This window comes from Microbulbifer sp. ABE4_465 (genome assembly GCF_056160765.1).
Window position 1 is genome coordinate 195,265 of sequence record NZ_JBSWXV010000007.1, and the last position, 25,079, is coordinate 220,343.

20 protein-coding genes, 4 tRNA genes and 1 other RNA gene are annotated in these 25,079 nt (G+C 58.4%); 19 read left to right on the top strand and 6 right to left on the bottom strand.

Going from position 1 to position 25,079, the window contains the following annotated elements:
- The first annotated feature begins 67 nt into the window (after positions 1 to 67).
- Positions 68 to 1,069 (top strand): protein-methionine-sulfoxide reductase catalytic subunit MsrP, encoded by a 1,002-nt coding sequence (gene msrP, locus ACXAG1_RS12790; RefSeq protein ID WP_475119905.1) that lies wholly within the window; start codon positions 68 to 70, stop codon positions 1,067 to 1,069.
- On the top strand, positions 1,069 to 1,680 hold the full coding sequence (locus ACXAG1_RS12795; protein ID WP_475090706.1) for a protein-methionine-sulfoxide reductase heme-binding subunit MsrQ: 612 nt from the start codon (positions 1,069 to 1,071) through the stop codon (positions 1,678 to 1,680). Before msrP ends, ACXAG1_RS12795 begins: the two co-directional genes overlap by 1 nt.
- 7 nt (positions 1,681 to 1,687) lie before the next feature.
- Here ACXAG1_RS12795 and pstB read toward each other — a convergent pair whose 3' ends face one another.
- From pstB to pstS (ACXAG1_RS12815), 4 genes are all read right to left on the bottom strand, one after another.
- A complete protein-coding gene (gene pstB / locus ACXAG1_RS12800; RefSeq protein WP_231759479.1) occupies positions 1,688 to 2,500 on the bottom strand; it encodes a phosphate ABC transporter ATP-binding protein PstB in 813 nt (270 codons plus the stop codon).
- A gap of 8 nt (positions 2,501 to 2,508) precedes the next feature.
- Complete coding sequence (gene pstA / locus ACXAG1_RS12805; RefSeq protein WP_475090703.1) at positions 2,509 to 3,414, bottom strand: phosphate ABC transporter permease PstA; 906 nt, start codon at positions 3,412 to 3,414, stop codon at positions 2,509 to 2,511.
- Positions 3,411 to 4,385, bottom strand: coding sequence for a phosphate ABC transporter permease subunit PstC (gene pstC, locus ACXAG1_RS12810; RefSeq protein WP_475090701.1), 975 nt, complete (start codon positions 4,383 to 4,385; stop codon positions 3,411 to 3,413). The genes pstA and pstC overlap by 4 nt, the downstream gene beginning before the upstream one ends.
- Positions 4,386 to 4,498: 113 nt before the next feature.
- Positions 4,499 to 5,638, bottom strand: a complete 1,140-nt coding sequence (pstS, locus tag ACXAG1_RS12815; RefSeq protein WP_475090699.1) for a phosphate ABC transporter substrate-binding protein PstS — start codon at positions 5,636 to 5,638, stop codon at positions 4,499 to 4,501.
- 342 nt (positions 5,639 to 5,980) lie between these two features.
- Here pstS (ACXAG1_RS12815) and pstS (ACXAG1_RS12820) point away from each other — a divergent pair, with 342 nt between their 5' ends.
- The gene (gene pstS / locus ACXAG1_RS12820; RefSeq protein WP_475090697.1) at positions 5,981 to 7,108 is read left to right on the top strand and encodes a phosphate ABC transporter substrate-binding protein PstS; all 1,128 of its coding nucleotides are present in this window, start codon (positions 5,981 to 5,983) and stop codon (positions 7,106 to 7,108) included.
- 45 nt (positions 7,109 to 7,153) lie between these two features.
- Here pstS (ACXAG1_RS12820) and ACXAG1_RS12825 read toward each other — a convergent pair whose 3' ends face one another.
- Positions 7,154 to 9,106, bottom strand: coding sequence for a PhoX family protein (locus tag ACXAG1_RS12825; protein WP_475090695.1), 1,953 nt, complete (start codon positions 9,104 to 9,106; stop codon positions 7,154 to 7,156).
- A gap of 275 nt (positions 9,107 to 9,381) precedes the next feature.
- On the opposite strand from ACXAG1_RS12825, the gene ACXAG1_RS12830 reads away from it, so the two are divergent.
- From ACXAG1_RS12830 to ACXAG1_RS12840, 3 genes are all read left to right on the top strand, one after another.
- Positions 9,382 to 11,538 (top strand): TonB-dependent receptor plug domain-containing protein, encoded by a 2,157-nt coding sequence (locus ACXAG1_RS12830; protein ID WP_475090693.1) that lies wholly within the window; start codon positions 9,382 to 9,384, stop codon positions 11,536 to 11,538.
- 176 nt (positions 11,539 to 11,714) lie between these two features.
- Positions 11,715 to 13,646, top strand: coding sequence for a phytase (locus ACXAG1_RS12835; RefSeq protein ID WP_475090691.1), 1,932 nt, complete (start codon positions 11,715 to 11,717; stop codon positions 13,644 to 13,646).
- A gap of 78 nt (positions 13,647 to 13,724) precedes the next feature.
- The gene (locus ACXAG1_RS12840; RefSeq protein ID WP_475119906.1) at positions 13,725 to 14,639 is read left to right on the top strand and encodes an aldo/keto reductase; all 915 of its coding nucleotides are present in this window, start codon (positions 13,725 to 13,727) and stop codon (positions 14,637 to 14,639) included.
- A 392-nt stretch (positions 14,640 to 15,031) separates the two neighbouring features.
- On the opposite strand, the gene ACXAG1_RS12845 is transcribed toward ACXAG1_RS12840, so the two are convergent.
- Positions 15,032 to 15,988, bottom strand: a complete 957-nt coding sequence (locus ACXAG1_RS12845; protein WP_475090687.1) for a hypothetical protein — start codon at positions 15,986 to 15,988, stop codon at positions 15,032 to 15,034.
- Between the two features lie 265 nt (positions 15,989 to 16,253).
- On the opposite strand from ACXAG1_RS12845, the gene ACXAG1_RS12850 reads away from it, so the two are divergent.
- From ACXAG1_RS12850 to ACXAG1_RS12910, 13 genes are all read left to right on the top strand, one after another.
- Entirely contained in the window at positions 16,254 to 17,687 is a 1,434-nt protein-coding gene (locus ACXAG1_RS12850; RefSeq protein ID WP_475090685.1) for an alpha/beta fold hydrolase, read from the top strand.
- The gene (locus ACXAG1_RS12855) at positions 17,684 to 18,433 is read left to right on the top strand and encodes an ABC transporter ATP-binding protein (RefSeq protein WP_475090683.1); all 750 of its coding nucleotides are present in this window, start codon (positions 17,684 to 17,686) and stop codon (positions 18,431 to 18,433) included. Before ACXAG1_RS12850 ends, ACXAG1_RS12855 begins: the two co-directional genes overlap by 4 nt.
- Entirely contained in the window at positions 18,430 to 19,632 is a 1,203-nt protein-coding gene (locus ACXAG1_RS12860; protein ID WP_475119907.1) for an ABC transporter permease, read from the top strand. Before ACXAG1_RS12855 ends, ACXAG1_RS12860 begins: the two co-directional genes overlap by 4 nt.
- A gap of 11 nt (positions 19,633 to 19,643) precedes the next feature.
- Entirely contained in the window at positions 19,644 to 20,798 is a 1,155-nt protein-coding gene (gene alr / locus ACXAG1_RS12865; RefSeq protein ID WP_475090679.1) for an alanine racemase, read from the top strand.
- 76 nt (positions 20,799 to 20,874) lie between these two features.
- Positions 20,875 to 21,891, top strand: a complete 1,017-nt coding sequence (gene birA, locus ACXAG1_RS12870) for a bifunctional biotin--[acetyl-CoA-carboxylase] ligase/biotin operon repressor BirA (RefSeq protein WP_475093894.1) — start codon at positions 20,875 to 20,877, stop codon at positions 21,889 to 21,891.
- Entirely contained in the window at positions 21,884 to 22,696 is an 813-nt protein-coding gene (locus ACXAG1_RS12875; protein ID WP_475090677.1) for a type III pantothenate kinase, read from the top strand. Before birA ends, ACXAG1_RS12875 begins: the two co-directional genes overlap by 8 nt.
- A 114-nt stretch (positions 22,697 to 22,810) precedes the next feature.
- Positions 22,811 to 23,533 (top strand): SPOR domain-containing protein, encoded by a 723-nt coding sequence (locus ACXAG1_RS12880; RefSeq protein WP_475090676.1) that lies wholly within the window; start codon positions 22,811 to 22,813, stop codon positions 23,531 to 23,533.
- Positions 23,534 to 23,687: 154 nt separating this feature from the next.
- A tRNA-Thr gene (locus tag ACXAG1_RS12885) sits at positions 23,688 to 23,763 on the top strand.
- Between the two features lie 111 nt (positions 23,764 to 23,874).
- Positions 23,875 to 23,958 (top strand) — tRNA-Tyr (locus ACXAG1_RS12890).
- A gap of 39 nt (positions 23,959 to 23,997) precedes the next feature.
- Positions 23,998 to 24,126, top strand: a non-coding RNA gene (locus ACXAG1_RS12895) — RtT sRNA.
- A gap of 81 nt (positions 24,127 to 24,207) precedes the next feature.
- Positions 24,208 to 24,281 (top strand) — tRNA-Gly (locus tag ACXAG1_RS12900).
- A 125-nt stretch (positions 24,282 to 24,406) separates the two neighbouring features.
- Positions 24,407 to 24,481: transfer RNA gene (locus ACXAG1_RS12905), tRNA-Thr, on the top strand.
- Between the two features lie 171 nt (positions 24,482 to 24,652).
- Positions 24,653 to 25,079: GTP-binding protein (locus ACXAG1_RS12910; protein WP_475119908.1), on the top strand; the 427-nt coding region annotated here is incomplete at its 3' end.

Here is a 25,079-nt window from a genome sequence, read left to right on the forward strand (position 1 = left end):
AGCGTGTAAGAATCGGCCCGCAATGACGACCAACTCTCAATAGCGGCTTTAATTTCAGGAGAATACCGTGCTGATCAAATCGCCCCCTCGCCATCAGCTGTCTGAACAGCGGACCACTCCTGAATCCGCCTATGTTTCCCGGCGCCGTGTGATCTCGGGCCTCGGCGCCGGAATCGGCAGCCTGCTGCTCGCCGGTAACGCCCGCGCCCTGGATCTGTTCGGCGGCGAGCCGGAAAAGGCCGCCCCGCGCAAACCGCTCGCCTTCACGCCGCAGAAACCCGTCCCGGACCTGGTCCTCACCCCGCAGGCGAAGGTCATCAGCCACAACAATTTCTACGAGTTCGGGACCGGCAAAACCGATCCCGCGGAAAACAGCCAGGGGCTGAAAACCGAACCCTGGACGCTTACCGTGGAAGGGGAAGTGGAAAAGCCAGGCACCGTAGATGTGTGGAAGCTGATGGGGGAGATTGGCCTGGAAGAGCGCATTTACCGCATGCGCTGTGTGGAGGCCTGGTCCATGAATATTCCCTGGGTGGGCTTCGAGCTTGGCAAGTTCCTCAAGCGCTTTGCGCCGACAAGCCGCGCCAGGTATGTCGCCTTCGAAACACTGTACGATCCGCAACAGATGCCTGGGCAGCGCAACCGCTACATCGGTGGTGGCGTGGACTATCCCTACGTGGAGGGCCTGCGGATTGATGAGGCCACGCACCCGCTCACCATTCTTTCGGTGGGGCTTTATGGAAAAACCCTGCCGCCCCAGAACGGCGCCCCCATTCGTCTTGTGGTTCCGTGGAAATACGGCTTCAAGGGTATCAAGTCCATCGTCAAAATCAGACTGCTTGAACAGATGCCACCCACCAGCTGGAACAAGCTGGCGCCACAGGAATATGGCTTCTATGCCAATGTGAACCCGAAGGTAGATCACCCGCGCTGGTCCCAGGCCAGCGAGCGATTTATTGGCCCCGGCGGTTTATTCTCGGTGAAGCGACAGCCGACCCTGCCATTTAATGGCTACGCAGAAGAGGTCGCATCCCTGTACAGCACTATGGATCTGAGGAAGTTTTACTAGTGACGGGGCAGTGGAAAAAGCCCGTTGCCACCGGCCTGCAGGTCGCTGTGCATATCGGCGCTTTGCTACCGCTGCTGTGGCTGTTTGTCGCCATCAATCAGGGGCGTCTCGGCGGCGATCCGGTCAAGGAGCTGATTCACTACCTGGGTATGGGCACCATTCGCCTGCTGCTGCTCACCCTGCTGGTCTCGCCACTGGCAAAAACGCTGCACTTCGGCCAGCTTAATCGGTTGCGCCGGCCCCTGGGACTCTGGTGTTTTGCCTGGGCCAGCCTGCACTTTACCGCGTGGCTGGCACTGGATCTCGGCCTCGACTGGTCACTGATCGGTGCGGAGCTGATCAAGCGCAGCTATATTTTGCTGGGCTTTTTTGCCTGGCTGATTCTGCTGGCACTGGCGGTGACTTCCGTTCCCGCGCTGCTCAAAAAAATGGGGCGCAACTGGAAGAAGCTGCACGGCCTGCTCTACCTTGTGGTGCTGCTGGCCTGCTGGCATTTCTGGTGGGCGGTAAAAAGTGGCTGGATCGAGCCGGCCATCTACGCGGCGGTGGCACTGGCGCTCATGGCCTGGCGACGCCAGGCCGTGGTGCGGTGGGTGAAAAGCTTCCGCTAATCACACGTCAGCTGAATTCGCCAGAGATATATTCCTTGGTCAGGGTCTGCTGCGGATTCTCAAATACCTGCTCGGTATTGCCCATTTCTACCAGGTAGCCGGTGCGCCCGCCCTGGGAGATATCCACAGAGAAAAATGCCGTGTTGTCCGCCACGCGCATGGCCTGCTGCATATTGTGGGTAACAATGGCGACGGTGTAGCGGTTTTTCAGTTCGAGCATCAGCTCTTCGATCTGGCGGGTAGCGATGGGGTCGAGGGCGGAGCAGGGTTCGTCCATCAGCAGCACTTCGGGTTCCGAGGCAATGGCGCGGGCAATGCACAGGCGCTGTTGCTGTCCACCGGACAGCGATAGACCGCTGGCCTTCAGTTTGTCCTTCACCTCGTCCCACAGGGCCGCGCGCTTCAGTGCCTTCTCGACCTTCTTGTCCATGTCCCCTTTGAACTTATTCAGCTTGAGACCGAAGGCCACATTCTCGTAAATGCTCATGGAGAAAGGGTTGGGTTGCTGAAACACCATGCCGATATAGCGGCGTACCACCACCGGGTCTACATCCTTGGCATAGATATCCTGGCCGTGATAGTGCACCTGACCTTCAAAGCGAAATGTCTGGATCAGATCATTCATTCGGTTCAGACAGCGCAATACGGTACTTTTACCGCAGCCGGACGGCCCGATAAATCCGGTTATCTTTTTTTGCTCGATGGGAATCTTGCTGTCCCGCACGGCGAGAAAATCACCGTAGTGGATTTTGTCGATCTGACAATCGATAACGGTTTCTGACGGCGCCGTGTCGGCGGCTTGACTGCGAGGTAGGCTCATTTCCGTGCTCAGTTTTTCTTGCGGCTGATTGCGCGGGCAAACAAATTGAAGATCAATACGATGATCACCAGAACCAGTGACGCGGTCCACGCCAGCTCGATCTGGTTGTCAAAGGGCATTCCCGAAAAGTTGTAGATCAGCACCGACAGCGAGGCAGTGGGCTCGTTCATATGGGAAAGGTAATAGTTGCTGAACAGCGCGGTGAATAACAGCGGCGCGGACTCGCCGGCTGCACCGGCCACCGCCAGCATGACCCCGGTCATGATACCGGGCAGTGCCGTGGGCAGGGTGATTTTCCACATCACCTGGGTGGGCGTGCAGCCCATACCATAGGCGGCGTCGGTCATGCGTTTGGGTACCTGGCCGAGCGCTTCTTCCGCAGCGATGATAATGGTGGGCAGCATCAGTACCGCGAGCGCTACACCACCGGCCAGCGCCGAGTAACCGAATTTGATGACCAGCACCGCGTACACGAACACCCCGGACAAGATCGAGGGGAAGCCGGTAAGTACCTTGGCGGTAAAGTGGGCCCCATGAGCGAGCTTGCTTTCTCTTCCCAGTATTTTGATCGAGATGGCGGTGAGAATTCCCATGGGTACCGCGATGGTACTGGCGATAGCCACCATGACCAGAGTGCCGATAATCGCGGGGCCGATACCTCCGCCCATTTCAAATCCCGCAGGCGGCAGCTCGGTAAGTACCGGAACAAACTCACTGAACAGTCGCGCACCGCCGTGTTTCAGCAGCATGTAGATAATGGACAGCAGCGGAATGGCGGCGATCAGGGCCAGCAGCCACACCATACCGCTGAACACGCTGTTGCCGAGGGAGCGGCTCTCGAAGGGTTCGCGCTTGAGGTTGAGGCCTTTCCAGCCTTCCTTGCGCAGCTGCTTCGGCGTTTTCAGGTCCTTCACTTGCTGCCCTCGAATTTACGCATGGTGAGCTGCTGGATATACAGGCCTCCGAGGTTTACCAGGAAAGTGATCAGCAGCAGCACCAGTGCGGCGTACATCAGTGCCTGCACTTCCACACCGCCCGCTTCGGGGAAGCTGGAAGCCATCAAGGATGCCAGGGTGTTGGCAGGAGAAAACCACGACAGGCTGATCTGGTTGCTGTTACCAATCAGCATGGCCAGGGCCATGGTTTCGCCGAGGGCGCGGCCAAAACCAAGTACCAGGGCTGCAAGTAACCCGGAAGACGCGGTTGGCAGCAGCACCTTGAAGATCGCTTCCGCACGGGTAGTGCCCATACCGTAAGTGGCTTCTTTGACTTTTGCCGGGATCTGGCGGAAGGCATCCACAGAGATGGCGGCGACGGTGGGCAGAATCATTACTGCCAGGACCAGCGCCGCCGGCGCCATGCCGGGGCCACTCAGTTCCGTGCCGAAAAACGGGAACCAGTCAAAGTGTTCATGCAGCCAGTGCGCCACCGGGCGCAGCAGGGGAATCAGCACATAAATACCCCACAGGCCGTACACCACCGATGGGATTGCCGCGAGTAATTCCACGGTGAGGCGAAAGACACTGGCAATCTTGGCGTGAATGAAATCCTGGGTAAGAAAAATGGCAATAGTCACGCCGAGGATACCGCCCCAGATCAATGCCAGGATCGAGCTGTACAGGGTGCCCCAGATTTCGGGTAAAACGGCAAACTGCTGTTTATTCACATCCCAGGTGGTACCGGTAAGAAATCCGAAGCCATATTTTTCCATGGCGGGGATAGCCTGTTTGCCGATCATCCACAGGATAAACAGGATCAGCAGAATGATGGACCAGGCGCAGGCAATGGAGAAAAAGCGAAAACCCACATCCCCATAAATTTCACTGTTTCCCGGGGGGCGCGTAATACCTTTGCCGATTTTTTCTTTGAATAATGCTCTGGACATGCCCGGCTTCTGAATTTCTAAATTGCTGGTCAATAAACAGAATGCCCCGACTGGATTTTCCGGGTCGGGGCATTATCTGAATCTAATGGTGGCCGATATCTGTGTTGCCACCTTTACTGGATATGTTTTGCAGCCTCGCGCACCTTCGCGCGCACATTCTGTGGCAGGGGGATGTAGCCCAGGCTATCCGCCTGATTCTGCGCCTCATCGCTCAGCATATATTCCACCAGCTTCTGCATCGCCGCGGCTTTCTGGTCGTCTTGGTCGGCGTACACCAGCAGCCAAGTAAAGCTGGCGATCGGGTAGGCGTTTGCACCGGCCGGGTCAGTGACCCACACGATCAGATTTGGAATCTCGGTGCCTGGAAGATTGCCTTGCGGAAATTCGGCACTGGCGAGTGCGGCAATACCCGCTTCCGGTCCTGGCGATACGAATTCACCGGCTTTGTTCTCGAGCTGCGCTACGGGCAGGCCGGTCAGCTTGGCAAAACCGTACTCCACATAGCCGATAGCGCCTGGAGTCTGTTTGATTTGCGCGGCAATACCGTCGTTTTTAGGAGCCTTGACGAAATTGGCACTATTCGGCCAATTGGGTGCCTTGGCCTGGCCTACAGCGGACTTGAAGTCGGCGTTGACAGCGCTCAGATGACCGGTAAATACGTAAGAGGTACCGGAGGAGTCCGAGCGGGTGACTACCGTGATTTTTGTGTCAGGGAGTTCGATGCCCGGGTTGGCGGCAGTGATCTTCGGGTCGTTCCAGCGGTCGATCTTGCCCAGGAATATTTCCGGATATACATCCCGGGGCAGTTTGAGCGCTTTCACACCTTCGAGGTTGTATGCCAGTACTACTTCACCTGCGGTCATCGGCAGTAGCACTGCACCTTTTTGTACCTTGGCGATTTCATCTTCTTTCATAGCGGCATCGGATGCGGCGAAATCCACTACGCCGTTGATGAAGTCCTGAATACCTGCACCGCTTCCCTTGGCCTGGTAGTCCACACGGATTCCGCTCTCGTTGCGAGAGAAGTCCTTGAACCACTTGGAGTAAATGGGAAAGGGAAAGCTGGCGCCGGAACCATTCAGCTGCACGCTGCCACTATCACCTGGTGTGTTCCCACCTGTGGCGTCGGAGCTGCTTTTTCCGTCGGATGAACCGCCGGAACAGGCAGTAATCATCGTCGCGGTAAGTAGAATCCCGGTGCCGGCGCAAAGCGCGCGATTGAATCGTTTCAGAATTGACAGCGTGAACATCATGCTAGGCCTTTTGATGAATGTGGAAAGCATCCGTGAGCAAAGCCACGTCAGGTAGTTAAGTGCGGCAAGCAGCCGTTAGGTACGCACTTCCGTAGATACTAGTTAAGCCAGTGCGCAAGGTGCACAAAGATTGTTGCAATTATGTGAACTTGTACAGGTATGCCAATTTAACCGTCAATTGTTACCCTGGTGTGACCGAATTGTTGCGATCAGTTGATTTTCCCGGGCAATCGCATTGCATCTGCCGGGTTCCTCGCGAGCCTTTGCTATACAAAGATCTAGTGATCCTTTTCTTCGTGGTGAAGTGCTGCACAAAAGGAATTTAATAAGCATGGTACTCGGATGAACCGGCGCAGAAATATAGCTCCCAATCGATCGCTACAGCTGATACTGCTGTTGGCGCTTATCGCCGTGCTCGTGGCGGTGGGTATCTCTCTGTTCAAGGATATCTCGCAAAGCCGGCACGACGATAATATCGACGGCCGTGCGCGCATACTTGGCGCTGGCGCCAGTTTCCCGGCACCACTGTATCTGCGCTGGTTCAGGGACCTGTACAAGAAAGAACAGCAATTCCAGGTGGACTACCAGAGTATTGGTAGTGGCGCCGGAATCACCAACTTTATGCAGGGGCGAATCGATTTTGCCGGTTCCGATTACCCACTGGATGACGAACGCATACAGCGGGTGGAGGGCGGCGTCCTACAGTTGCCGATGGCCGCCGGCGCTATTGTGTTTATCTACAACCTTGAGGGCGTGGAGCAGCTGAAGCTGTCTCGCGAGGTGTTGGCGAAAATTCTGCTCGGGGATATCCGTCAGTGGAACGATCCACTGGTGCAAAAAAGCAACCCGGGTGAAGACCTGCCAGACCGGAAAATAACGTTTGTGGCGCGCGCCGAGGCCAGTGGTACGACGCTGCATATGAGCCGGCATATCGAAGCGTATAGTCAGCACTTTGCCGAAAAAATCGGCGCTTCAAAAGACCCTCAGTGGCCATCCGAGCTGAAGGACAGTGGCAGTCTGATACGCGCTCGGGGCAACGCCGGTATCGCCAGAATGGTCGGCTCGGTGCCCGGTGCGATTGGCTACGTGCAATACGCCTACGCAGACAATGCGAAACTTGCCATGGCATCGCTGGAAAATCGTGCGGGCAATATGGTTGCACCAGGACCGGCGAGCTTCCAGTCTGCACTGAGCAGTTTTGAGGGACATCTGACCCGGCAAAACATTGCCGACCCCGGCGGCGAAAACGGGTATCCGATAATCAGCTTTTCCTGGCTGATCATGCGTAAATCCTATCGCAATCCGGATGTGTTTCCGGCGATGAATGCGATGGTGCACTACGGCCTGGGTGAGGGTCAGGAAGTTGTGGAAGAAATGGGTTATATCCCCTTTCCGGAAAGTGGCCGTAGGAAACTTCTCGAATATTTCGATTCCCGCGGCGCCAGCGGGCCGCTACCACAGCCGCAATAATGTACCGCAGCGGTAACGGCCCGTGAGCTGACTGCGCATGCGCGGTCAGCTGCCGACACTGCCCCCGTCGTTGCGGCGGATCGCAAGCACCGACGGACGCGGCGGCAGTTTGGGATCGTTGTCCGGCCAGCGGTGCAGGGGGTTGTCGAAGGTGGAGTTATCCGCATCCGCCGGGTGTTGCACCGCGACGAACAGGGTTTTACCGTCCGGAGTGAATTCAGGGCCGCAGATTTCGCCACCTACCGGGCAGCCGAAAAAGTGCTTGGGTGCTGCGCGAAGCTCACCCTCGGTCGCCATGGCCCAGAGGCCATCGTGAAAACCGAAATCTTCGCAGCCATCCGTTGCGATCCACATATTCCCCAGTTGATCGAAGGCCACATTGTCCGGGTTGGCGAACCAACCGTGGGCGGAAATATTGCCTGCTTGCTGTTGGCCGTAAGCACCGCGTTCGGCCGGGTCTTCCGCATTGGGGTTACCGCCGAGTAGAAAGGTATTCCACTGAAAGGTGTCACTGGCGTGGTCGCGCAGCCCGCTGCGCCCGGGCGGCACGATTTCCAGTACGTGGCCGGCAGTATTGCGCGCACGGGGGTTGGCCGGGTTTTCATCCCCGGGTTTGCGCCTTTTGTTTTTTGTGAGCATCACATAGGTGCAGTCATTCACCGGGTTGGTTTCGACATCTTCCGGGCGGTCCATGGGGGTGGCCCCCATCAACCTGGCCGCGCGGCGGCAGTCGATCAGTACGTCCGCCTGGTTGCGGAAGCCATTCTCCGGTGTGAGTGGGCCCTGTCCAAAAACCAGTGGCAGCCAGGTGCCGGCGCCACCTTCCCTGAATTGGCCGGCGTACAGTGTGCCCTCGGTCATCAGTTTACGGTTGTGGGTGTTTTCGCCGGGTCGATAAACATCGCTTGAGACAAACCGGTACACAAACTGGTGTTCGTCGTCGTCGCCGCCGTACGCCACGATAGGTTCCCCGGGTTTGCTGACCACGGTAAAACCTTCGTGCTCAAAACGGCCGAGGCTGGTCAACTTGCGGGGCTTGGAATCCGGGTCGTAGGGGTCGAATTCCACCATCCAGCCGAAGCGATTGGGCTCATTGGGCTCGACGGTGATGTCAAATCGGCGGTCGTAGTCTCCCCAGTTGCGGTTGCCTTCCTCGATGCCAAAGGCGTGGTGATTACGCGCTTCCACCTCGTCCGCCACGTTGTCCGGGTCGCCCTGAAAGGCGCCGCCAAAACCTTCCTCGGCGATCAGTACCGTGCCCCAGGGCGTTTTGCCGCCTGCGCAGTTGCCCACGGTGCCAAATACCTGGGTACCACTTGGGTCTTCACTGGTTTGCAGGCGCTTGTCGCCGGCGGCGGCGCCGACGATGTCCATCGCGGTGCTCAGGGTAATACGCCGGTTATACGGGCTGCCCAGTACCGGCTGCCAGCCGTCCTCGGTCAACTCGATCTCTACCACGCTGTGGCCGCAGGCCTGCTGTTCCACTGCGACATGCGCGTCACTGGTGCCGCGCACCGAACTGGCCTCGGTGTATCCCGCAAACATCAGATGCGGCTGTGTGTACTCGTGATTGACACACAGCAGCCCCCGCGCGCTGTTGTTACTCCGGCTGTGCGCGTCGCGATCGCCGGGGGCGGCTTCGGGATCCAGTGGCATAAACGCAATGAAGTCGTTGTTGTAGCCGAAGCGGCGGGACTGCTCCCTGGCGTCGAGCTTGTGCGGAGAAAAGGATTCGGCGAAGGCATCCAGTGGATCGCCCCAGCGCAGTAACAGGTCGGCGCTGTAGTCCTCCGGAAGGTGGTGTTTAAAGTCGAGCTTGTGGGGAATTTCTGAAAATCCCAGATTCTGTGTGGATGCCTTCTTCTGCTCACCGCAACCAGGCAGCAGGGCGGCACCCGTTGTTGCTGCGGTGGCAGCGCCGATGGCTTTGAACAGGGTGCGGCGGGTCAGGCTGGCGGGCTGCTCGTTGCTGGCGACGTCATCTGTGGGGCTTGTCATAAATTATTCACCATTTGGTTCACTTCCCTTTCAGGTGGCAGCAATAGGCCGGAAACGTTCGCTGCGCCTGTGTTGTCGGGAATTGGTTCGCGAATTCGAGAGCAAGATTACAGGCGCAATATGACAAATTTAAAAAAACGGTAACGCAAATTTCACATGCCAAGTCTAGCCTGCGCGCACAAATCAACAGGCCGGGCATGGTTTTTCACGTCATAGCGCCGGTCGTGCAACTGCTTCTTGTATTACAGCCAATTCCATAATGGGGACGGGGAACTATGACTAAGCCTGTATTTAATTTGAAGATGGTGGCGCCTCTTGCCGCAGCTATCATCAGTGTCAATGCTACCGCCCAGAGTGCGGCCAATGAATCTGTCGCAATGAGCGCGAGCTCCGGAGTTGAGGAGATCGTTGTCACCGGTACTAACGTGTACCGCGATCGCACCGACGACATTAACCCGACACTGTCTTTCGACCTGGACTTCTTTCAGCGCTTCGAGCCCCTGACCGTTGGTGAAATGCTCAAGCGCACCCCGGGTGTTGCCTTCACTTCTGATGTTCTTGAGTACGACGCGGTACAGCTGCGTGGTATGAACGCCGAGTACACTGAAGTTCTGATCAATGGCCGTCCGATCCCGGGCCAGGGCGCAGACCGCACCTTCTTTGTTGATCGCATCCCCTCCGAGCTGGTTGAGCGTATCGAAATCATCCGCTCTCCGTCTGCGGACATGACTTCTCAGGGCGTCGCTGGCTCTCTGAACGTGATCCTGAAAGATGGCGCCAAACTGGAAGGTATTACTACCCGCCTGGGTAGCACTTACTACGCCGACTCTGAAGATTTCCGCACCATTGGCTCCGCCGCCATCGCGCATGCCGGTGAGAGTTATGACTTCTGGCTGGGTGCGAACATTCAGGAGCGCTTTAACCCCAAGCGCAAGACCGAAGCCTACTTCGATGAGGAAGTTCTGGAAGGTTATGCCTTCGAAGAGGACACCCGCGATGGTAACGATAACTCTCTGAACGGTTCTCTCGGCTTCCAGCTGGACGACACCTCCGAGGTGCGTTTCAACGCCTACTACGTATTTACCGACCGCACCGAAAACGAGCTGGTTACCGAATACGAAGGTGATGTGATCAGCCGCACCGAGGGTGATCTGGTGGCAATCGCTACTCAGGAAGAGCAGATTGATCAGACCAGCTGGGGTATCGACGGTGTGTACGTCACCGCACTGGGTTCCGGTGAGCTGGAGCTTTCTGCGGCTCTTTCCCAATTCAAGGAAGACACCGTCAACTTCGAAACTGAAGAAGAGTTTGACGACGGAGTTTCCGAAGGTGTGGAAGAGGGCGATGAAGTCCTGTTTATCGAAGACAAGAACTACTCCCTGGAAGGCAGCTATAAAATCGCCCTGGGTGCGACCGAGCTGAAAACCGGTCTCTCCTATGGCGCCAGCGAGCGCACCGGTCTGCAAGCGGGCTTCTTCGATGTGGATGCCGATATCGAGGAAACGCGCGTTGCGCCATACGCCAAGCTGACCTTTGATATGGCGGAGAACCTGAGCCTGGAAGGTGGTCTGCGCTATGACATTTACGAGCGCGAAGTTTCCAACGAAGATGGCAGCGCGAAAAGCGATAGCAATGAACTGCTGCCATCCATGAGCTTGCGCTGGGACATGGATGACGACAACCGTGTGACCGCCTCTGTTGCGCGCACCCTGCGTCGCCCTGAGTTCGACCTGGTATCCCCGTTTGAAGAAGACGAGACGCCGGACGATGAAGACGTAACCGTGGGTAACCCGGATCTGGCTTCCGAGCTGGCCTGGGGCTTCGACCTCGGCTTTGAACACCGCCTGCCCGGTCGCGGCATTCTGGGGGTAAACTTCTTCTACCGCGATATCGACGACGTCATCGAACTGACCGACACCGGTGTTGAAACCGAAGCCGGCGGTGCACTGTTTACCCCGATGAATGTGGGTAACGGTACTTCCCGCGGCGTCGAATTTGATATCTCCATGCCGCTGGCCTTCGTCGGACTGGAAAACACCGGTTTCTACGCCAACTACGCCTACCTCGATTCCGAGATCAAAGATCCGTTCACTGGCGAAATGCGCACCTTCCGCAACCAGCCGGATTCCGTGTACAACATCAGCCTGACCCAGGACCTGCCGGGCTTTGGTGGCGCCGGTATCTCTTACCAGAAGCGCAGCGAATCCCTCGAGACCGAATTCGAGGAATACGTCATCACCGAATACGACGGCAACCTGGAAATGTTCGTCGAATGGAATGTTTCCGAGCAATCGGTACTGCGTTTCAGCGGCACCAACCTGCTGGATCAGGAGAAGGTTGAGTACATTCGCGACTACGGTGAGCCGGTCAACGAAATTCAGTATGAAGACAGCACGCCGACTTACAGTCTGACCTGGCGTTCTGCTTTCTAAGGTTGGATTTATTTCACAAAAGCCCGGTACCGGTGGAAGTCGGTACCGGGCTTTTTGCTATTTTTTATATATCGAACAGATGCGTCATCTGTTTGCCACTTTATTGTAATGCTGTGGGTGTAAATTGCTGCCCACAATATTCACCCTGCCAGGGAAACCCGGATAGTCGAAAAATCATGTCATCAAATACCTTCAAAATTGCCGGTTTACTGGCCTTTACCGGTCTGCTCGGTGCCTGCCAACCTCAAGATGATGTTACCGCAGAGGCGCCTCAGCCCATCCAGTCTCAATCAGCCCTTGTTCTTACGGACGTGGTGTCCAGTCAACTCGCGCCGGTAAGTCTGGCGGGAGAGGATTACTTGCTGCTGGCCAGTGAAAAGCGCGGACTGGTTCTGGTGAGTGCGCGCGGTGAGGAGAAGCTCGCGCTGGATGGCGGTACCGTGGAGCGCTTCGCTCTGCAGAAGCTGGCTGATGATCGCTGGCTGGTTGCGATGTATAACGAAGACAGTGCCGAATTGCAGCTGCGTCTTCTGGATATGGAGGATGGGAGCCCGCGAATTCGCTATCTGGCAGCAATGGCGACCAGCGCTCCGCAGGTGGCCATGTGTTTCTCTCGCCAGGCAGGGCGCACGCACCTGTTTGCCATTGATGAAAACGGCCTGGGGCATGAATACGTGGTGCACCCGCGCGAGCAGGCGTGGGAATTTACCGGCGTGCGCCCTGTTTATTTCGGTGAACAGGTTTCTTCCTGTGCAGTGGACGATCGCAATGGCAAATTGCTGGTGGCGCAACCGCCACTGGGCATCTGGAGCCTGAATGCCGATGCAGAAATGGATGAGGGCCGCGAAGTATTCGCCGCCTCCGCCGACCTGCCTGAAGGTGAATTCGGTGGTATGTGGCTGGATGATGCCAGTGGCAACCTCTGGCTAACCGCTGGCGAGCGGGTGCTGGCATTCAATATCAACACTCCGCGCCAGGCGCCGCGTTTTGTCGAGACTCTGGCAGAGATCGAGCCGGTTTCCGCCGCGATACAGCAGGGCGCTTTACTGGCGCTGGCGGAGGAGAGTGATCAGGTGCATCGCTTTGCCGTCACGCTGCCGGAGCCGGCTGCAGAGATGCAGGCATTCCGCGGGCCAGTGGAAATCCCACGGGTGCGTGCCAGCGGCCAGACCGCGCCGGTGGCCTCTGGTGGCGACGCTGCAGATGACCCCGCCATTTGGGTCAATCCAGTGAACCCGTCTGCCAGTCTGATTCTGGGCACCGACAAAAAGAGCGGTCTCACTGTGTACGACCTGAACGGCAAGCTGCTGGAGCACTTTGCTGTCGGGCGGGTCAACAACGTCGACCTGCGCCCCATGCAGCACGGCAAGTTTGTCGCCATCGCCGCGGCCAGCAACCGTACCGACCCCGGTGTCAGTCTGTTCGGTATCACCGCCGAGGGTGTGGTGGAACACCTGGGCCTGCGCAACCTGAAAATGGACGACCCTTACGGTCTGTGCGTATATCGCAAGGGCGCGGACCTGATGGCATGGGTTTCCGATAAAGAGGGCCCCTTGCAGCTTCTGCAAATAGTGCCCGGCACCGGCGATGTGGACTGGAGTCTCAAAAAGATTGCCGCGTTACCGGTGGCCAGTCAGGTGGAAGGTTGTGTCGTGGATGACGAGCAGCAGATGCTGTTCTTCGGTGAGGAAGACGGCGGCATCTGGCGCCTGGATATCGCGGCCTTTACTGCCGGCGAAGCTAAACCGCAGCTGATTGCACCGGTAGACGGTGAGCGTCTGGCGGCAGATGTGGAAGGTATGGGCTTCTACCACGCCGGCGACAAGAGCTATCTGGTGGTGTCCAGCCAGGGTAATAACAGCTACGCACTGTTCTCGCGTGACGGCAGCCAGTTTGTGGGCCACTTCAAGGTGGATATCAATCTGGATAAAAATCTCGATGGCAGCTCTGAAACCGATGGTCTGGAAGTCTCCAGTGCGGCTCTAGGCAGCCAGTACCCGCAGGGGCTGCTGGTGGTGCAGGATGGCCGCAACCGTATGCCCAGTCAGAGCCAGAACTTCAAGCTTGTTTCCTGGGCGGATATCGCTGAAACGCTGAAACTGCAGTAAGCCTGTGCGGGGGGAGGAACAAGCCTCCTCCCATATGTGCGAGAATCCGCCGGACTCTTCTGATCCGGCGGATTTTTTATGCAGCGCACATCTTCCTCTCTCGCACCCGATCTTTCTTTTTCCCGCATCGCTTTTGGCCTATGGCGCCTGACCGACTGGGGCTATTCCCCGGCCGAGCGTGTGTCGCTGTTTGAGCAGATGCTGGACCTGGGTGTGACAACCTTTGATCTTGCGGATATCTACGGGGACTATCGCTGCGAGCAGTTTTTTGGCGAGGCACTGAAGCTGCAACCACAATTGCGCGAGCGCATGGAGATTGTCAGCAAGTGCAGTATTCGCCTTGCGGGCGAGGCATCCGGTGCGCGGATCAATCACTACGATACCAGTGCGGGGCATATCCGCTCGGCGGTAGAAACCAGCCTGCGGGATATGGGCGTCGAGCAGATGGATCTGTTACTGCTACACCGCCCCGATCCGTTGATGGATGCGGACGCGCTGGCCGGCGTTCTCGAGACCCTGGTGCAGGAAGGCAAGGTAAAACACCTCGGGGTTTCCAATTTCCTTCCGCACCAGTTCGACCTGTTGCAGTCCCGTGTGGCGTTGCCACTGGTCGCCAACCAGATCGAAGTTTCCCTGCTGCACTCTCAGCCCATGTTTGACGGCCAGTTGGACCACTGCCAGCAACACAAGGTAATCCCCATGGCCTGGTCACCGTTTGCGGGCGGACGCTTGTTCAGTGGCGACGACACAGATGCGACGCGAGTACAGCAGGAGTTGGCTCGCTTGAATAAATCACTCGGGTTAGATGCGGAAAACGGCCCCATGCAATTGGCGCTGGCGTGGTTGCTGAAACATCCCTCACACATGGTTCCGGTGCTGGGGAGTGGTAATCCCAAGCGTCTGGTTGCAGCGCTGGCCGCGTTGGAAATGGAACTGGATCGAGAAGCGTGGTTTGAGTTGTTGCGTGCTGGGCGTGGCAGAGATGTGGATTAGTTTGAGTTTGGTGGTATTTCTTCTTGCGGCCCTCCGGTGGCGCCGGAGCACTGGGGTGTTGTATTTGGAACCGAGCTGGGCGCCCCCCTGTGAATACATCCCTGTACGCTGCGTCGCAAACGTCCCTGTTTGCGACGCTTCCAAATACAACACCCCAGCACTCCAGCTTCAATTTGAACGAGTGTGCTTCGTAAGCAAATGTTGAATCGGGGTAGTTTAGCCAGATGTGAAGGTGCCGACGGTGGGGGAAGTTCGCGAGACCTTCAAAAACAGGATGTTTTTGCAGAGCCCCCAGGGATGGGTTCACGGCGTGTCTCGCGAACTTTCACCACTGGCGGCGCCGCCAGTGGAAGTGCTACGAAGTACCGTAGCAAAAACCACAGAGGTTTAAATTACCCTGCGTAAGCGTTATCCGGCACCAGATCGTAATTCACATCCCCGAGGTCAAACTGCTCAAGAGGAGCAAGGTGCATGGGGACGCGGTAGCAGCGAAGCAGTTCGTCACCGCGGCGATCCATCACTTCCAGCTGTTCACCGGAAATGCTGTGCAGCAGACGATCGAACTCGGTAACGGCTGAGGCAATTGCCATCTTGTATTCCAGCTCGTCGCCCAGCTTGATATAGCGTGCATCGCCATCCACCAGCTCGATGCGCAGCCAGCCCGGTCCGCGCTCGGCGCCGGCGACGCCCAGAACCAGCGGGCCCTGTTGATCCTGGCAAATAGGGGCGAGCTCGTAAGTGGAAGGCTCCGCATCCGCCTCCTGGCCAACCCACACCCATCCAGGCAAGCCGATACGAGTGAGGTGCCATTCCGAGAGCCACACCGTCTGGTCGTCATCCACGCGGAACTCGCTGTACTCCCGCTGGCCGCTGCCCGGCGCCAGGCTCACATTGGCCTCAGGGTTTTGCTTGCGGAAATTGTGCAGTTGCTGGGTCATCTCATAATTGACTTCCCACTGCTTTTGCAGGCGCCACTGCATGGGGTATTCACCCCATTCCACCAGATATTCCTCGCGCTCGCGCAGAGTTTCCGCTACGCGCCAGAAGGCTCCGTCGATCAGAATGCAGGTATCGCCGGGCTTGCTACCGGGGGCAATAATGCTGTGCTCGGGGGAGGCCTCTGAGGCGTTGACCACGTGTTCGCTGCGGCCCTCAATCACCTCGTACCAGGGGAAACCGTGGCGCAGGGGTGGCGGGAAAGCCAGGGGCGGACGGCCGGCGAGAAGGCGACGGAAAAGGACGGATTTCTCGATTTCCAGGTCAGACAGGGTATAGCCTTCTTTCTGGGTGATCTGGCCCCAGGCAAAGGCTGCCCGTACCAGTTGTTTTTCTCTGTCTGAAAAGCTCATCTCGGCGGGTTCGTTGCTTATTCTGTAGTCAAACGACGGCAAACCATACCACTCGGCGCCGACGGACGCTACGGCAATCTCCTGTATCCCCGGAGGTTTGCCGGAGTGCGGTGAATGGAGAGCACAGCGGTGGCGGGAAAACTTCGGTAGACTGCGGAAGCGACAAATAATGCGCGGGTATCCGATGTTGAAGCAAAAAAGAATGATAAACGGCAGCAAGCGACTGTTTTTGGCGACAGCCCTGGGGTTATCGGGTGTGTGTGCCATGGCTGAGCCGACGCCGGTGACACAGCCTCTTGAATCGAAGCCTTGCTACGGCAGTGGCTGGTCCGATGCGCTGCGCTGTTACCGGGTGCCGGTCACTGGCCCGCAAGCCGGGCAGGGAGCAGAGCTTGCGGTACTGGTGGCGCCGGCATTGAACGGCGGCCAGCAGGAGCCGCTTTATATGCTGGCGGGGGGGCCGGGGCAGGCGGCATCGGATCTGGTGCAATTGCTCAATCCGCTGCGCAAAATCAATCGTGAGCGCGATGTGGTGTTTGTGGACCGCCGCGGTGCCGGATTGTCAGATATGTTCGACTGTGGCGTAAGCACCGCGCCGCCCTCTGACCTGGAGCGGTTTGCCGCGCTGATTGCCCAGTGCTATGCGCGCGCCGCCGACCGGCCAATGACCCTCAATAGCCGCCAGACAGTGGAAGACCTCGAGCAGGTACGCAAGGCGTTGGGGCACGACAAGATCAGTCTATGGGGCGGCTCCTGGGGCACGCGGACGGCACTGCTGTACCAGCAGTGGTACCCGGATTCCCTGCGCAGCCTGGTACTCGACGGCGTGGCCCCCATTGAAAGTAAAGTATTCCTGACCGCTCAGGAGGCGGAATCCGCGCTGCAGCAGTTGCAGCGCGACTGCGCGGAAGACCCCGTATGTCGAGAGTTTGGCGACTGGCGCGCGGCGCTGGATCAGATGCTCGCAAGCTGGGACCGGGCGCGTGCGGTAAGTTTCCCGGATCCGTTTACCGGTTTCCCTGCGGAAGAGCCGGTGGAGGGGTGGATGTTGGCCAATGCGGTGCGCACGGCTCTATATGATCCCGGTGCCGCGGCGCAATTGCCGTTTGCTGTGGATCAGGCCGCCAAGGGGAACCTGATGCCGCTGGCCGGTATTGTGGGCCTGTTTTCCGCAATGGAAGGCAGCATGGCCATGGGACTGACCTTCTCCGTCGCCTGTGCGGAGGAGATACAGCGTATCAGCGCGGACGAAATGGCCGCGGACAGCGCGGGCACATTTCTGGGGAATGCATTCCTGCAACCGTTTGTGCGCGGCTGCGAGAATTGGCCTGTGCCCCCACGCGGCTATGCGCCGAGTGAATCCCGCGCGCATCCTGTATTGCTGATCTCTGGAAGTGCGGATCCGATCACCCCACCGCATTACGCAGAGGAATCACTGGGTTATCTGCAAAACAGCCAGCACCTGATCGTGCAGGGCGGGGGGCACATCAATAGCGCCCGCGGCTGTATTCCCGATCTGATCCTGGAATTCCTGGACGGTGAAAGTGCCGAGCTGGATCAAAGCTGTGTGGCGGATATCAAGCGTCCACCCTTTATGGCGGCGGCCTTTGGGCCTGAATTTGCGCCGGAGCAGGTGCCGGGCGCATCGATGGAAGGTGCGGCTATGACCGCCAGCGAACAAGATGGAGGCCAGCCGTGATTCGAGTACAGGGAATCAGCAAGTCGTTTGCTGGCCAGCCGGTTTTGCGCGAGCTCAGCTTCGAGGTCCCGGATGGGCGTATTACCGCATTGCTCGGTGCCAATGGTGCCGGTAAAACCAGTTGCCTGCGGATTGTCTGTGGATTACTGGGTGCCGAAAGTGGTCAGGTGCTGGTGGGAGGCCTGGATCCGGCCGTGGACCCGCAGGGCGTGCGCAGGCAGCTCGGTGTGGTCGGTGATCGGGAGGGGCTGTACGAGCGCCTGACCGTTGACGAATACCTCAACATTTTTGCGCGTATGCAGGGACTGTCCGGCAGCGAGCTGAAACGGGCGCTGGAATCCATTTGTGAAGAACTGGAGCTCCATGCACTGTGGCGGCGTCGCATGGGGGGCTTTTCTCAGGGGGAGCGCATGAAGGTTTCTCTGGCCCGCGCCCTGGTGCACCGCCCTCAGCATCTGATCCTCGATGAGCCAACCCGCGGCCTGGATGTGCTGGCGGTGAGGCTGTTGCGCCGCACGCTATTGCGCCTGCGCGAATCGGGTACTTCAATCCTGTTCTCAAGCCATGTCATGCCGGAAGTGGCAGAGCTCTCCGATCGCGTGCTGGTAATGTCCCGGGGGCAAATTGTTGGGCGCGGTACCCCCGGAGAGTTGTTGCAGCACACAGGTTGCGACAATCTCGAAGACAGTTTTGTGGCGCTCGCCTACGGTGAGCGCTCAGCGCAGGTAAAAGAGGCGCTGGTATGAGTGGAGCAGGTAAATTCGTGTTGCGATATGAACCGTTGAAATTGATGTGGCCGCTACTGCGCAAAGAATTTCTCGAGGCCTGGCGCGACCGCCGCGCATTGATCATGGCCGTGAGCTTCGCTTTGATGTTCCCGGCAATGATGGCTGGTGGCTCGATGTTTATGATCAAGAAGAAATCCGAGGAGGTGACGCGGGTCGCGATACTTGGCGGAGAGTATGCGCCATTGCTGGCAGAGCGGCTGCGCGGTCCAGGGGTTGAGATTGATAACCTGGGCGGCGGTGAGCCCCGCGCGTTGCTTGCGGCGGACTATCATCTGGTATTGGAATTTGGCGAAGACTTCGCTCAGCGCTACCGGGATTTTCGTGCGCCGCCCCTGTATCTGTATGTCGATACCTCCAGCACCGATGCCGGCCGCACCCAGCGCCAGCTACAGGAGCGGTTGGGGGGCTTGCAGCAGATGGTGGTGACCCAGCGGCTGGCTGCGCGTGGTGTTGCGCCGCAATTACTGTCCCCGTGGAAGCTGGAAACCCGCGATGTGAGTACCCCCTCTGCACGCGGTGCGCTGCTGCTGGCCATGGTACCGGGGCTGCTGATTCTCACCCTGTTTGTGGCGAGCCTGGCAACATCGGTGGATACGTCCGCGGGAGAGCGAGAGCGGCTCAGTATGGAGACGCTACTGCTGCAGCCGCTGCCGGCGTGGCAGATTATTACCGCCAAAATGCTCGCAGTGGCGAGCCTTGGTTGGCTGGGGGCGCTGTTGGCCATCGGTGCGCTTGTGGCCCTGATGCCGGTGATGCCGCTCGCCGAGCTGGGTATTCAGCAGGCCACCACCGTATCCGGTGTCATTAGTATGGGGCTTTTACTGCTGCCGCTGGCGCTGTTGGTTGCGGTGCTGCAGATCTTGCTGGCGCTGCGTTCGCAGTCGTTCAAGGATGCCCAGACCCAGCTGAGTATCCTGCAGATTGCGCCGCTAGTTTTGTTGATGGGGTTGGATATGGCCCAGGTCAGCCTCGTTGATTCCTGGCAATTGCTGCCGCTGATCGGGCATCAGCAGTGGTTAAAAGGTTTGCTTGTGGGTGAAGAGGTTTCACTGGCCTGGATGCTTGCCGGGTCTGTGGTCACTCTACTCTTTGTTGCTGCTGCCGTGGTGACGGGCGCCCGCGCCCTGCGCCGGGAATCCCTCCTCTCTGCCGGTTAAATGAGGTAAAGGTGTCAATAACGGAATCCGAACGCGAAGGACTGCTGAGCATTGATCGGGGGGCGATTGTCGCAAACTACCAGCGCTTGTGCTCAATGCTCTCTGAGCCCGGCCAGTGCGCGGCAGTGGTCAAGGCTGATGCCTACGGCCTGGGCATGGCGCAGGTGGTGGTACCCCTGTATCGCGCCGGCTGTCGGGAATTTTTTGTCGCCACTCTCGCCGAGGGGCTTGAACTGCGCGAGGTGTTTCGCGGTGAGTTTGGCAGCGAGGCTGAAAGTGATCGCGTGGAAATCTACCTGCTCACCGGTGTGCGCCAGGGCTGTGAGTTGGCGTGTGCGGCCGCCGGTCTGACCCCGGTACTGGTGACGCTCGACCAGGTGCAGCAGTGGTGTGCGGCAACGGCCAAGAGAGGGTCGGCCGCACCCTGTGCGCTCAAGGTGGACACGGGTATGACCCGGCTCGGCATGAGTGCCGAAGAGTTCGATCAGTTACTGGCAGACTTGCCCCTTCTGGCGCGCAGCAATATCCAGCTACTGATCAGCCACCTGGCGTGTGCCGAAGAGGTCGGGCACCCGCAAAACCGCTGGCAGCTGGATGCGTTTACCGAATTTCTCAAGCGACTGCGGGTGCACCGCCCCGAGACGCGCGCGAGCCTCGCCAATTCCTCCGGCATTTATCTTGGGCCGGAATATCATTTTGACCTGGTGCGTCCGGGATCAGCCCTTTACGGCATCAATCCAGTGCCGGGGTCAGAAAACCCTATGAACGCAGTGGTAAACCTTCGCTTGCCGGTACTGCAGCAGCGGAAAATAACTGATCACCGCGCGGTGGGGTATGGGGCTACGCAATCGGTTTCAGCCGGTAGCTGGCTGGCAGTGGTGAGGGGGGGCTATGCGGACGGTATACTGCGCACCCAAAGTGGCCGGGGGCGTGGCTGTGCTGTGATCGGGGAGCGCCGTGTGCCGGTGCCTATGGTGGGGCGGGTATCCATGGATACATCGGTGTTTGATATCAGCGCACTGAGCGAAACGGAGCGTCAGCAGCTTGAGATTATTGAGGTGCTGAATGACATCCTCACCGTCGATCACATGGGTGCCGCCGCGGGAACCATTGGCTATGAAATTCTTACCGCTCTCGGCCCGCGTTACCGTCGTCGCTATTTGTAGAGAGGATGTGACAAGTGGGCATTGAAATGAGTAGTCACCAGAATAAGTTTGGCGCGCGGGAGAGCTCGCTTTGAGCGTGCAGACAAGCGCTACCCTTGGAGCCTTGCGTCCGTTGCTGTCGCAGTTGGCGGACGGCAATGTCCATTCTGGTGAGGCCCTCGGGGAGGTGCTGGGGGTGAGTCGTGCGGCGGTTTGGAAGCAGCTGCAAAAGCTCGAGGCATTTGGGTTGCAGGTGGAATCGGTAAAAGGGCGGGGCTACCGCCTGCCCGGTGGCCTGGATCTGCTGGATGGCGCGCGTATTCGCGCGGCGATGGATTCCGATGCTGCACGGCAGCTCGCCGAGCTTCAGGTGTTCGACCTGGTGGACTCCACCAATGCGCAGGTGCTTTCTGCTCTGGATGCCGGGCGCGGACATGGGCTGGTCACTCTGGCCGAGCAGCAAACCGCTGGCCGCGGACGTCGCGGCCGCCAGTGGCAGAGCCCGTTTGCCGCCGGTATCAGTCTCTCTATCGGTTGGCAGTTTAATGGTGGTGTGCAGTTACTCGAAGGTTTGAGCCTTGCTGTGGGCGTAGCCCTCGAGCGCGCGCTCGCGCGATTTGACGTGCCGGATATCCGCCTCAAGTGGCCCAATGATGTGTGGTGTCGCGGACGTAAACTGGCCGGTGTTTTGCTGGAACTGAACGGCGACCTTACCGATCGGTGCGGCGTGGTAGTGGGCATCGGCCTGAATATGCACCTGCCGGAATCTGTGTCGGAAGCCATCGGCCAACCTTGGATCGATCTCGAGGCGGTACACCCGGGTATTTCCCGCAACGAGCTGGTTGCGGCGATGCTGGATGAATTGCTGCCAATGCTCGCGGAGTATCCGGAAACGGGCTTCACTCCCTGGCGTCAGTCCTGGATGTCTCTCGACCAGTTTGCCGGCGCCGAGGTATGTGTGCAGTCGGCGCAACAGCGCTGGTGTGGCATTGCCTGCGGGGTCGACAGCAGTGGCGCCCTGCTGCTGGAAATAGACGGGCAGCAAAAGGTATTTCACGGAGGGGAGGTCTCTCTCCGCCCCGCCACTGGCTCAGCGGGCGAATATCGTGAGTGACATTTTTCTCGAGCTGGATCAGGGGAATACCCGCGGTAAGTGGCGATTAGTGCGCAGCACCCAGGCCGGAAGTGTGGATATCATTGCCCGCGGTGCTTTTGCGCCCGGGCCCTGGTGGCAAGACGGGCGTTTGCCTCCGAGCTGGTCGCAATATCGGCTGGCAGGGGTCCGCTGTGCGAATGTTGCCGGTGCAAAGGTCTCCCTCGCGATTGATGCGAGACTCCAGCGGGAATTGGGTATCTCCGTGGCATTTGCCCGGGTAACAGCCGAAAGTGCCGGGGTGTCTTGTGCGTACGAGGATGTATCCCGCCTGGGAGTGGATCGGTGGTTGGCGGTGCTTGCGGCACACGGGCGGGCAAAAACGCCGGCACTGATCGTGGATTGCGGTAGTGCGGTCACTCTGGATCTGCTGGCGGAAAGTGGGCAGCATCTGGGCGGGTATATCGTTCCAGGCCTCGGGCTAATGCGCCGAGCCCTGTACAGCGACACAGATGCGGTGAAAGTTGCTGAGTCGTTTGCCGGAGGGATGTCTCTGGCGCCGGGCTGCAATACAGAGGATGCGGTCAATCGGGGGTTGCCGCTGATGGTGTTGGGGGCGGTTGAAGGAGCGCGTGAGGCTTTGCTGGGACGATTGTCGGGCGGTAAAGGCATGCAGCCCCGGGAGTCGGCCTCGGCGATGCGGCTGTTGTTCACTGGTGGTGACGGTGCCCTGATCGCCGCACTCTGCCCGCATCCGGCGGAGGTGGTGGAGGATCTTGTCATGGAGGGGTTGGCGTACGCCGCCCTTGCTGGGCCCAGTGTGTGATGCGTGGCTGCAGCGCACAATCTTCGATGACGCACTTACTTTGATGAATGGTGCCGTGCGCGCACAACTTATTAACTGATGAATCAATAAACTTGTATGCGCTGGATATTTTTCTTGTTGTTGACTGTAAACCTCGGGTTGCTCGGGTGGTTTTTGAGCGCAGACCGCACACCTGCGGCCAAGGCAGTTGCGGTGGCGACGGACACCGGGGTGAATACTATCTCGCTGCTGAATGAGGTGGACCCCGATCAGCTGGTGCGAGAGCGGCCGGCGCCTGCGGTTAAGCCTGGGCAGGCGGAAGCTGGGGAGTCTGTTGTTGAGGCTGCACCCTTGTGTACTTTGGTGGGTCCATTTGAGGAGGCCTATCAGGGCGAGGATGTGGTGCGGCGTTTGCAGGCACTCCAGGTCGACGCGGCGCTAAGAGATGTCGAGATGCAGGGGCAAATGCGCTACTGGGTCTATCTGGCACCGTTGAACTCCACCAGGGAGGCTTTCCGCAAGTTGCGTGAGCTCCAGGCGGCGGGTGTCGATAGTTATGTGATTCCAAAGGGATCGCTGGAAAATGGTATCTCCTTCGGTATTTTTTCCGAATTGGAGCGAGCCGAAGCTCTGGCCAGGGAGTTGCAGGGGCGTGGATTTGCCGCGGAGTTCCGCGAAGAGCCGCAGACCTATCTCGAGCGCTGGGTTGTCTTGTCGGGAGCGTCTGGTGTGAAAGGTACTGAGGAGGGCGCGGTTCTGGGGGAAGAGTTTTGGCAGCAGTTGCAGCTCGACTACCCGGATATTGGGCGCCGGCAAAACCTGTGCAGCGAGATTCAGCAGGGCAGCAAAGAGTTGTAGCCGAAGAGGAAAAGCAATTTGCCTGCCGGGGTTAAGAAAAGCGACAACAGGCTGTTGCTTGTCGAGATCACTTCCCCTAGAATCCCGCCTCCACTTCAGGGGGTGTCAACAGTCGCTGAAGTGTGCGGAGCTTTCGGGCTTCAAATTTAGAGATGCTGGCGTAGCTCAGTTGGTAGAGCAGCTGACTTGTAATCAGCCGGTCGGGGGTTCGACTCCTCTCGCCAGCTCCATCTCTTTTCCGTTTCGCGGGCTGCTGAAGAAGATCAGTTAAGTGTGTGAAATTTAAGGAAAAACTTGTTGACATCGAAGAGGTCGCTGTAGAAAATACGCACCGCTTTCGAGCAGGGGTTCCCGAGTGGCCAAAGGGATCAGACTGTAAATCTGACGCGCAAGCTTCGGTGGTTCGAATCCACCCCCCTGCACCATTATTTCGAACAGTTTGCCCTATGGGTGGCAGGCAGTTCAGCGTAGCCCCTGAGGGGTGGGTGAGAACCGCCGCGGTTTGACCCCGACTGCGCAGCAGGCGGTGAGCGTCGCATAGCGACGACCCGAAGGGTGAGGCCGAAGGCCGAATAATCCACCCCCCTGCACCATTATTCAGATGCCTGTGTGCTGGCATCGAAGGTAGAAGAGGATTTTTGGTCTTCTATCTGGAGGTTATCGCACGCGATAGCGCGGGCATAGTTCAATGGTAGAACCTCAGCCTTCCAAGCTGATGATGCGGGTTCGATTCCCGCTGCCCGCTCCATTTCATTGTGCGGAGCCTGGTTGGCAAGCTTGAATGAGCTTGGTTCTAAAGTCGTCCAGCTTGTTGGGTTGGGCGCATGCAGGCAGCCCCGCCTGCGCCGGCAGGATTGCTGGCTTCTGGAGTAAGCTCATGTAGCTCAGGGGTAGAGCACACCCTTGGTAAGGGTGAGGTCGGCGGTTCAAATCCGCCCATGAGCTCCATTATTCGTAGCCGCGGTGACCTGTGTCTCCGCGGCTATTTGTATCCGGGTTTTTTGTCGTTAGGCGCCCCGGGTGCGCAGGCTCCCGAACGGACTCTTGTCTGTGGCTATATGGGAGCCGTTCTTGGTAATAGTCGCTAGTTCGGCTCACGCTTATATTGGGAGGCCCGCAATGGGAAAAGAAAAGTTTGAACGTTCCAAGCCCCACGTAAACGTGGGCACCATCGGTCACGTTGACCACGGTAAAACCACCCTGACCGCTGCGCTGACTCGCGTATGTGCCGAAGTATGGGGCGGCGCTGCCGTTGCCTTCGACGGTATCGACAACGCTCCGGAAGAGCGTGAGCGTGGTATCACCATCGCGACCTCTCACGTTGAATACGAGTCCCCGACCCGCCACTACGCGCACGTAGACTGCCCGGGACACGCCGACTACGTTAAGAACATGATCACCGGTGCTGCTCAGATGGACGGCGCTATCCTGGTATGTGGCGCGACTGACGGCCCGATGCCGCAGACCCGTGAGCACATCCTGCTGTCTCGTCAGGTAGGTGTACCTTACATCGTTGTATTCCTGAACAAAGCAGACCTGCTGGCAG

What these genes read in the sequence shown, in the direction of transcription:
- pstB (WP_231759479.1), bottom strand. Translation starts at nt 2,500, where the DNA reads ATGAGCCTACCTCGCAGTCAAGCCGCCGACACGGCGCCGTCAGAAACC.
- pstC (WP_475090701.1), bottom strand. Translation starts at nt 4,385, where the DNA reads ATGTCCAGAGCATTATTCAAAGAAAAAATCGGCAAAGGTATTACGCGC.
- pstS (WP_475090699.1), bottom strand. Translation starts at nt 5,638, where the DNA reads ATGATGTTCACGCTGTCAATTCTGAAACGATTCAATCGCGCGCTTTGC.
- pstS (WP_475090697.1), top strand. Translation starts at nt 5,981, where the DNA reads ATGAACCGGCGCAGAAATATAGCTCCCAATCGATCGCTACAGCTGATA.
- ACXAG1_RS12825 (WP_475090695.1), bottom strand. Translation starts at nt 9,106, where the DNA reads ATGACAAGCCCCACAGATGACGTCGCCAGCAACGAGCAGCCCGCCAGC.
- ACXAG1_RS12830 (WP_475090693.1), top strand. Translation starts at nt 9,382, where the DNA reads ATGACTAAGCCTGTATTTAATTTGAAGATGGTGGCGCCTCTTGCCGCA.
- ACXAG1_RS12835 (WP_475090691.1), top strand. Translation starts at nt 11,715, where the DNA reads ATGTCATCAAATACCTTCAAAATTGCCGGTTTACTGGCCTTTACCGGT.
- ACXAG1_RS12840 (WP_475119906.1), top strand. Translation starts at nt 13,725, where the DNA reads ATGCAGCGCACATCTTCCTCTCTCGCACCCGATCTTTCTTTTTCCCGC.
- ACXAG1_RS12845 (WP_475090687.1), bottom strand. Translation starts at nt 15,988, where the DNA reads ATGAGCTTTTCAGACAGAGAAAAACAACTGGTACGGGCAGCCTTTGCC.
- ACXAG1_RS12850 (WP_475090685.1), top strand. Translation starts at nt 16,254, where the DNA reads ATGGCTGAGCCGACGCCGGTGACACAGCCTCTTGAATCGAAGCCTTGC.
- ACXAG1_RS12860 (WP_475119907.1), top strand. Translation starts at nt 18,430, where the DNA reads ATGAGTGGAGCAGGTAAATTCGTGTTGCGATATGAACCGTTGAAATTG.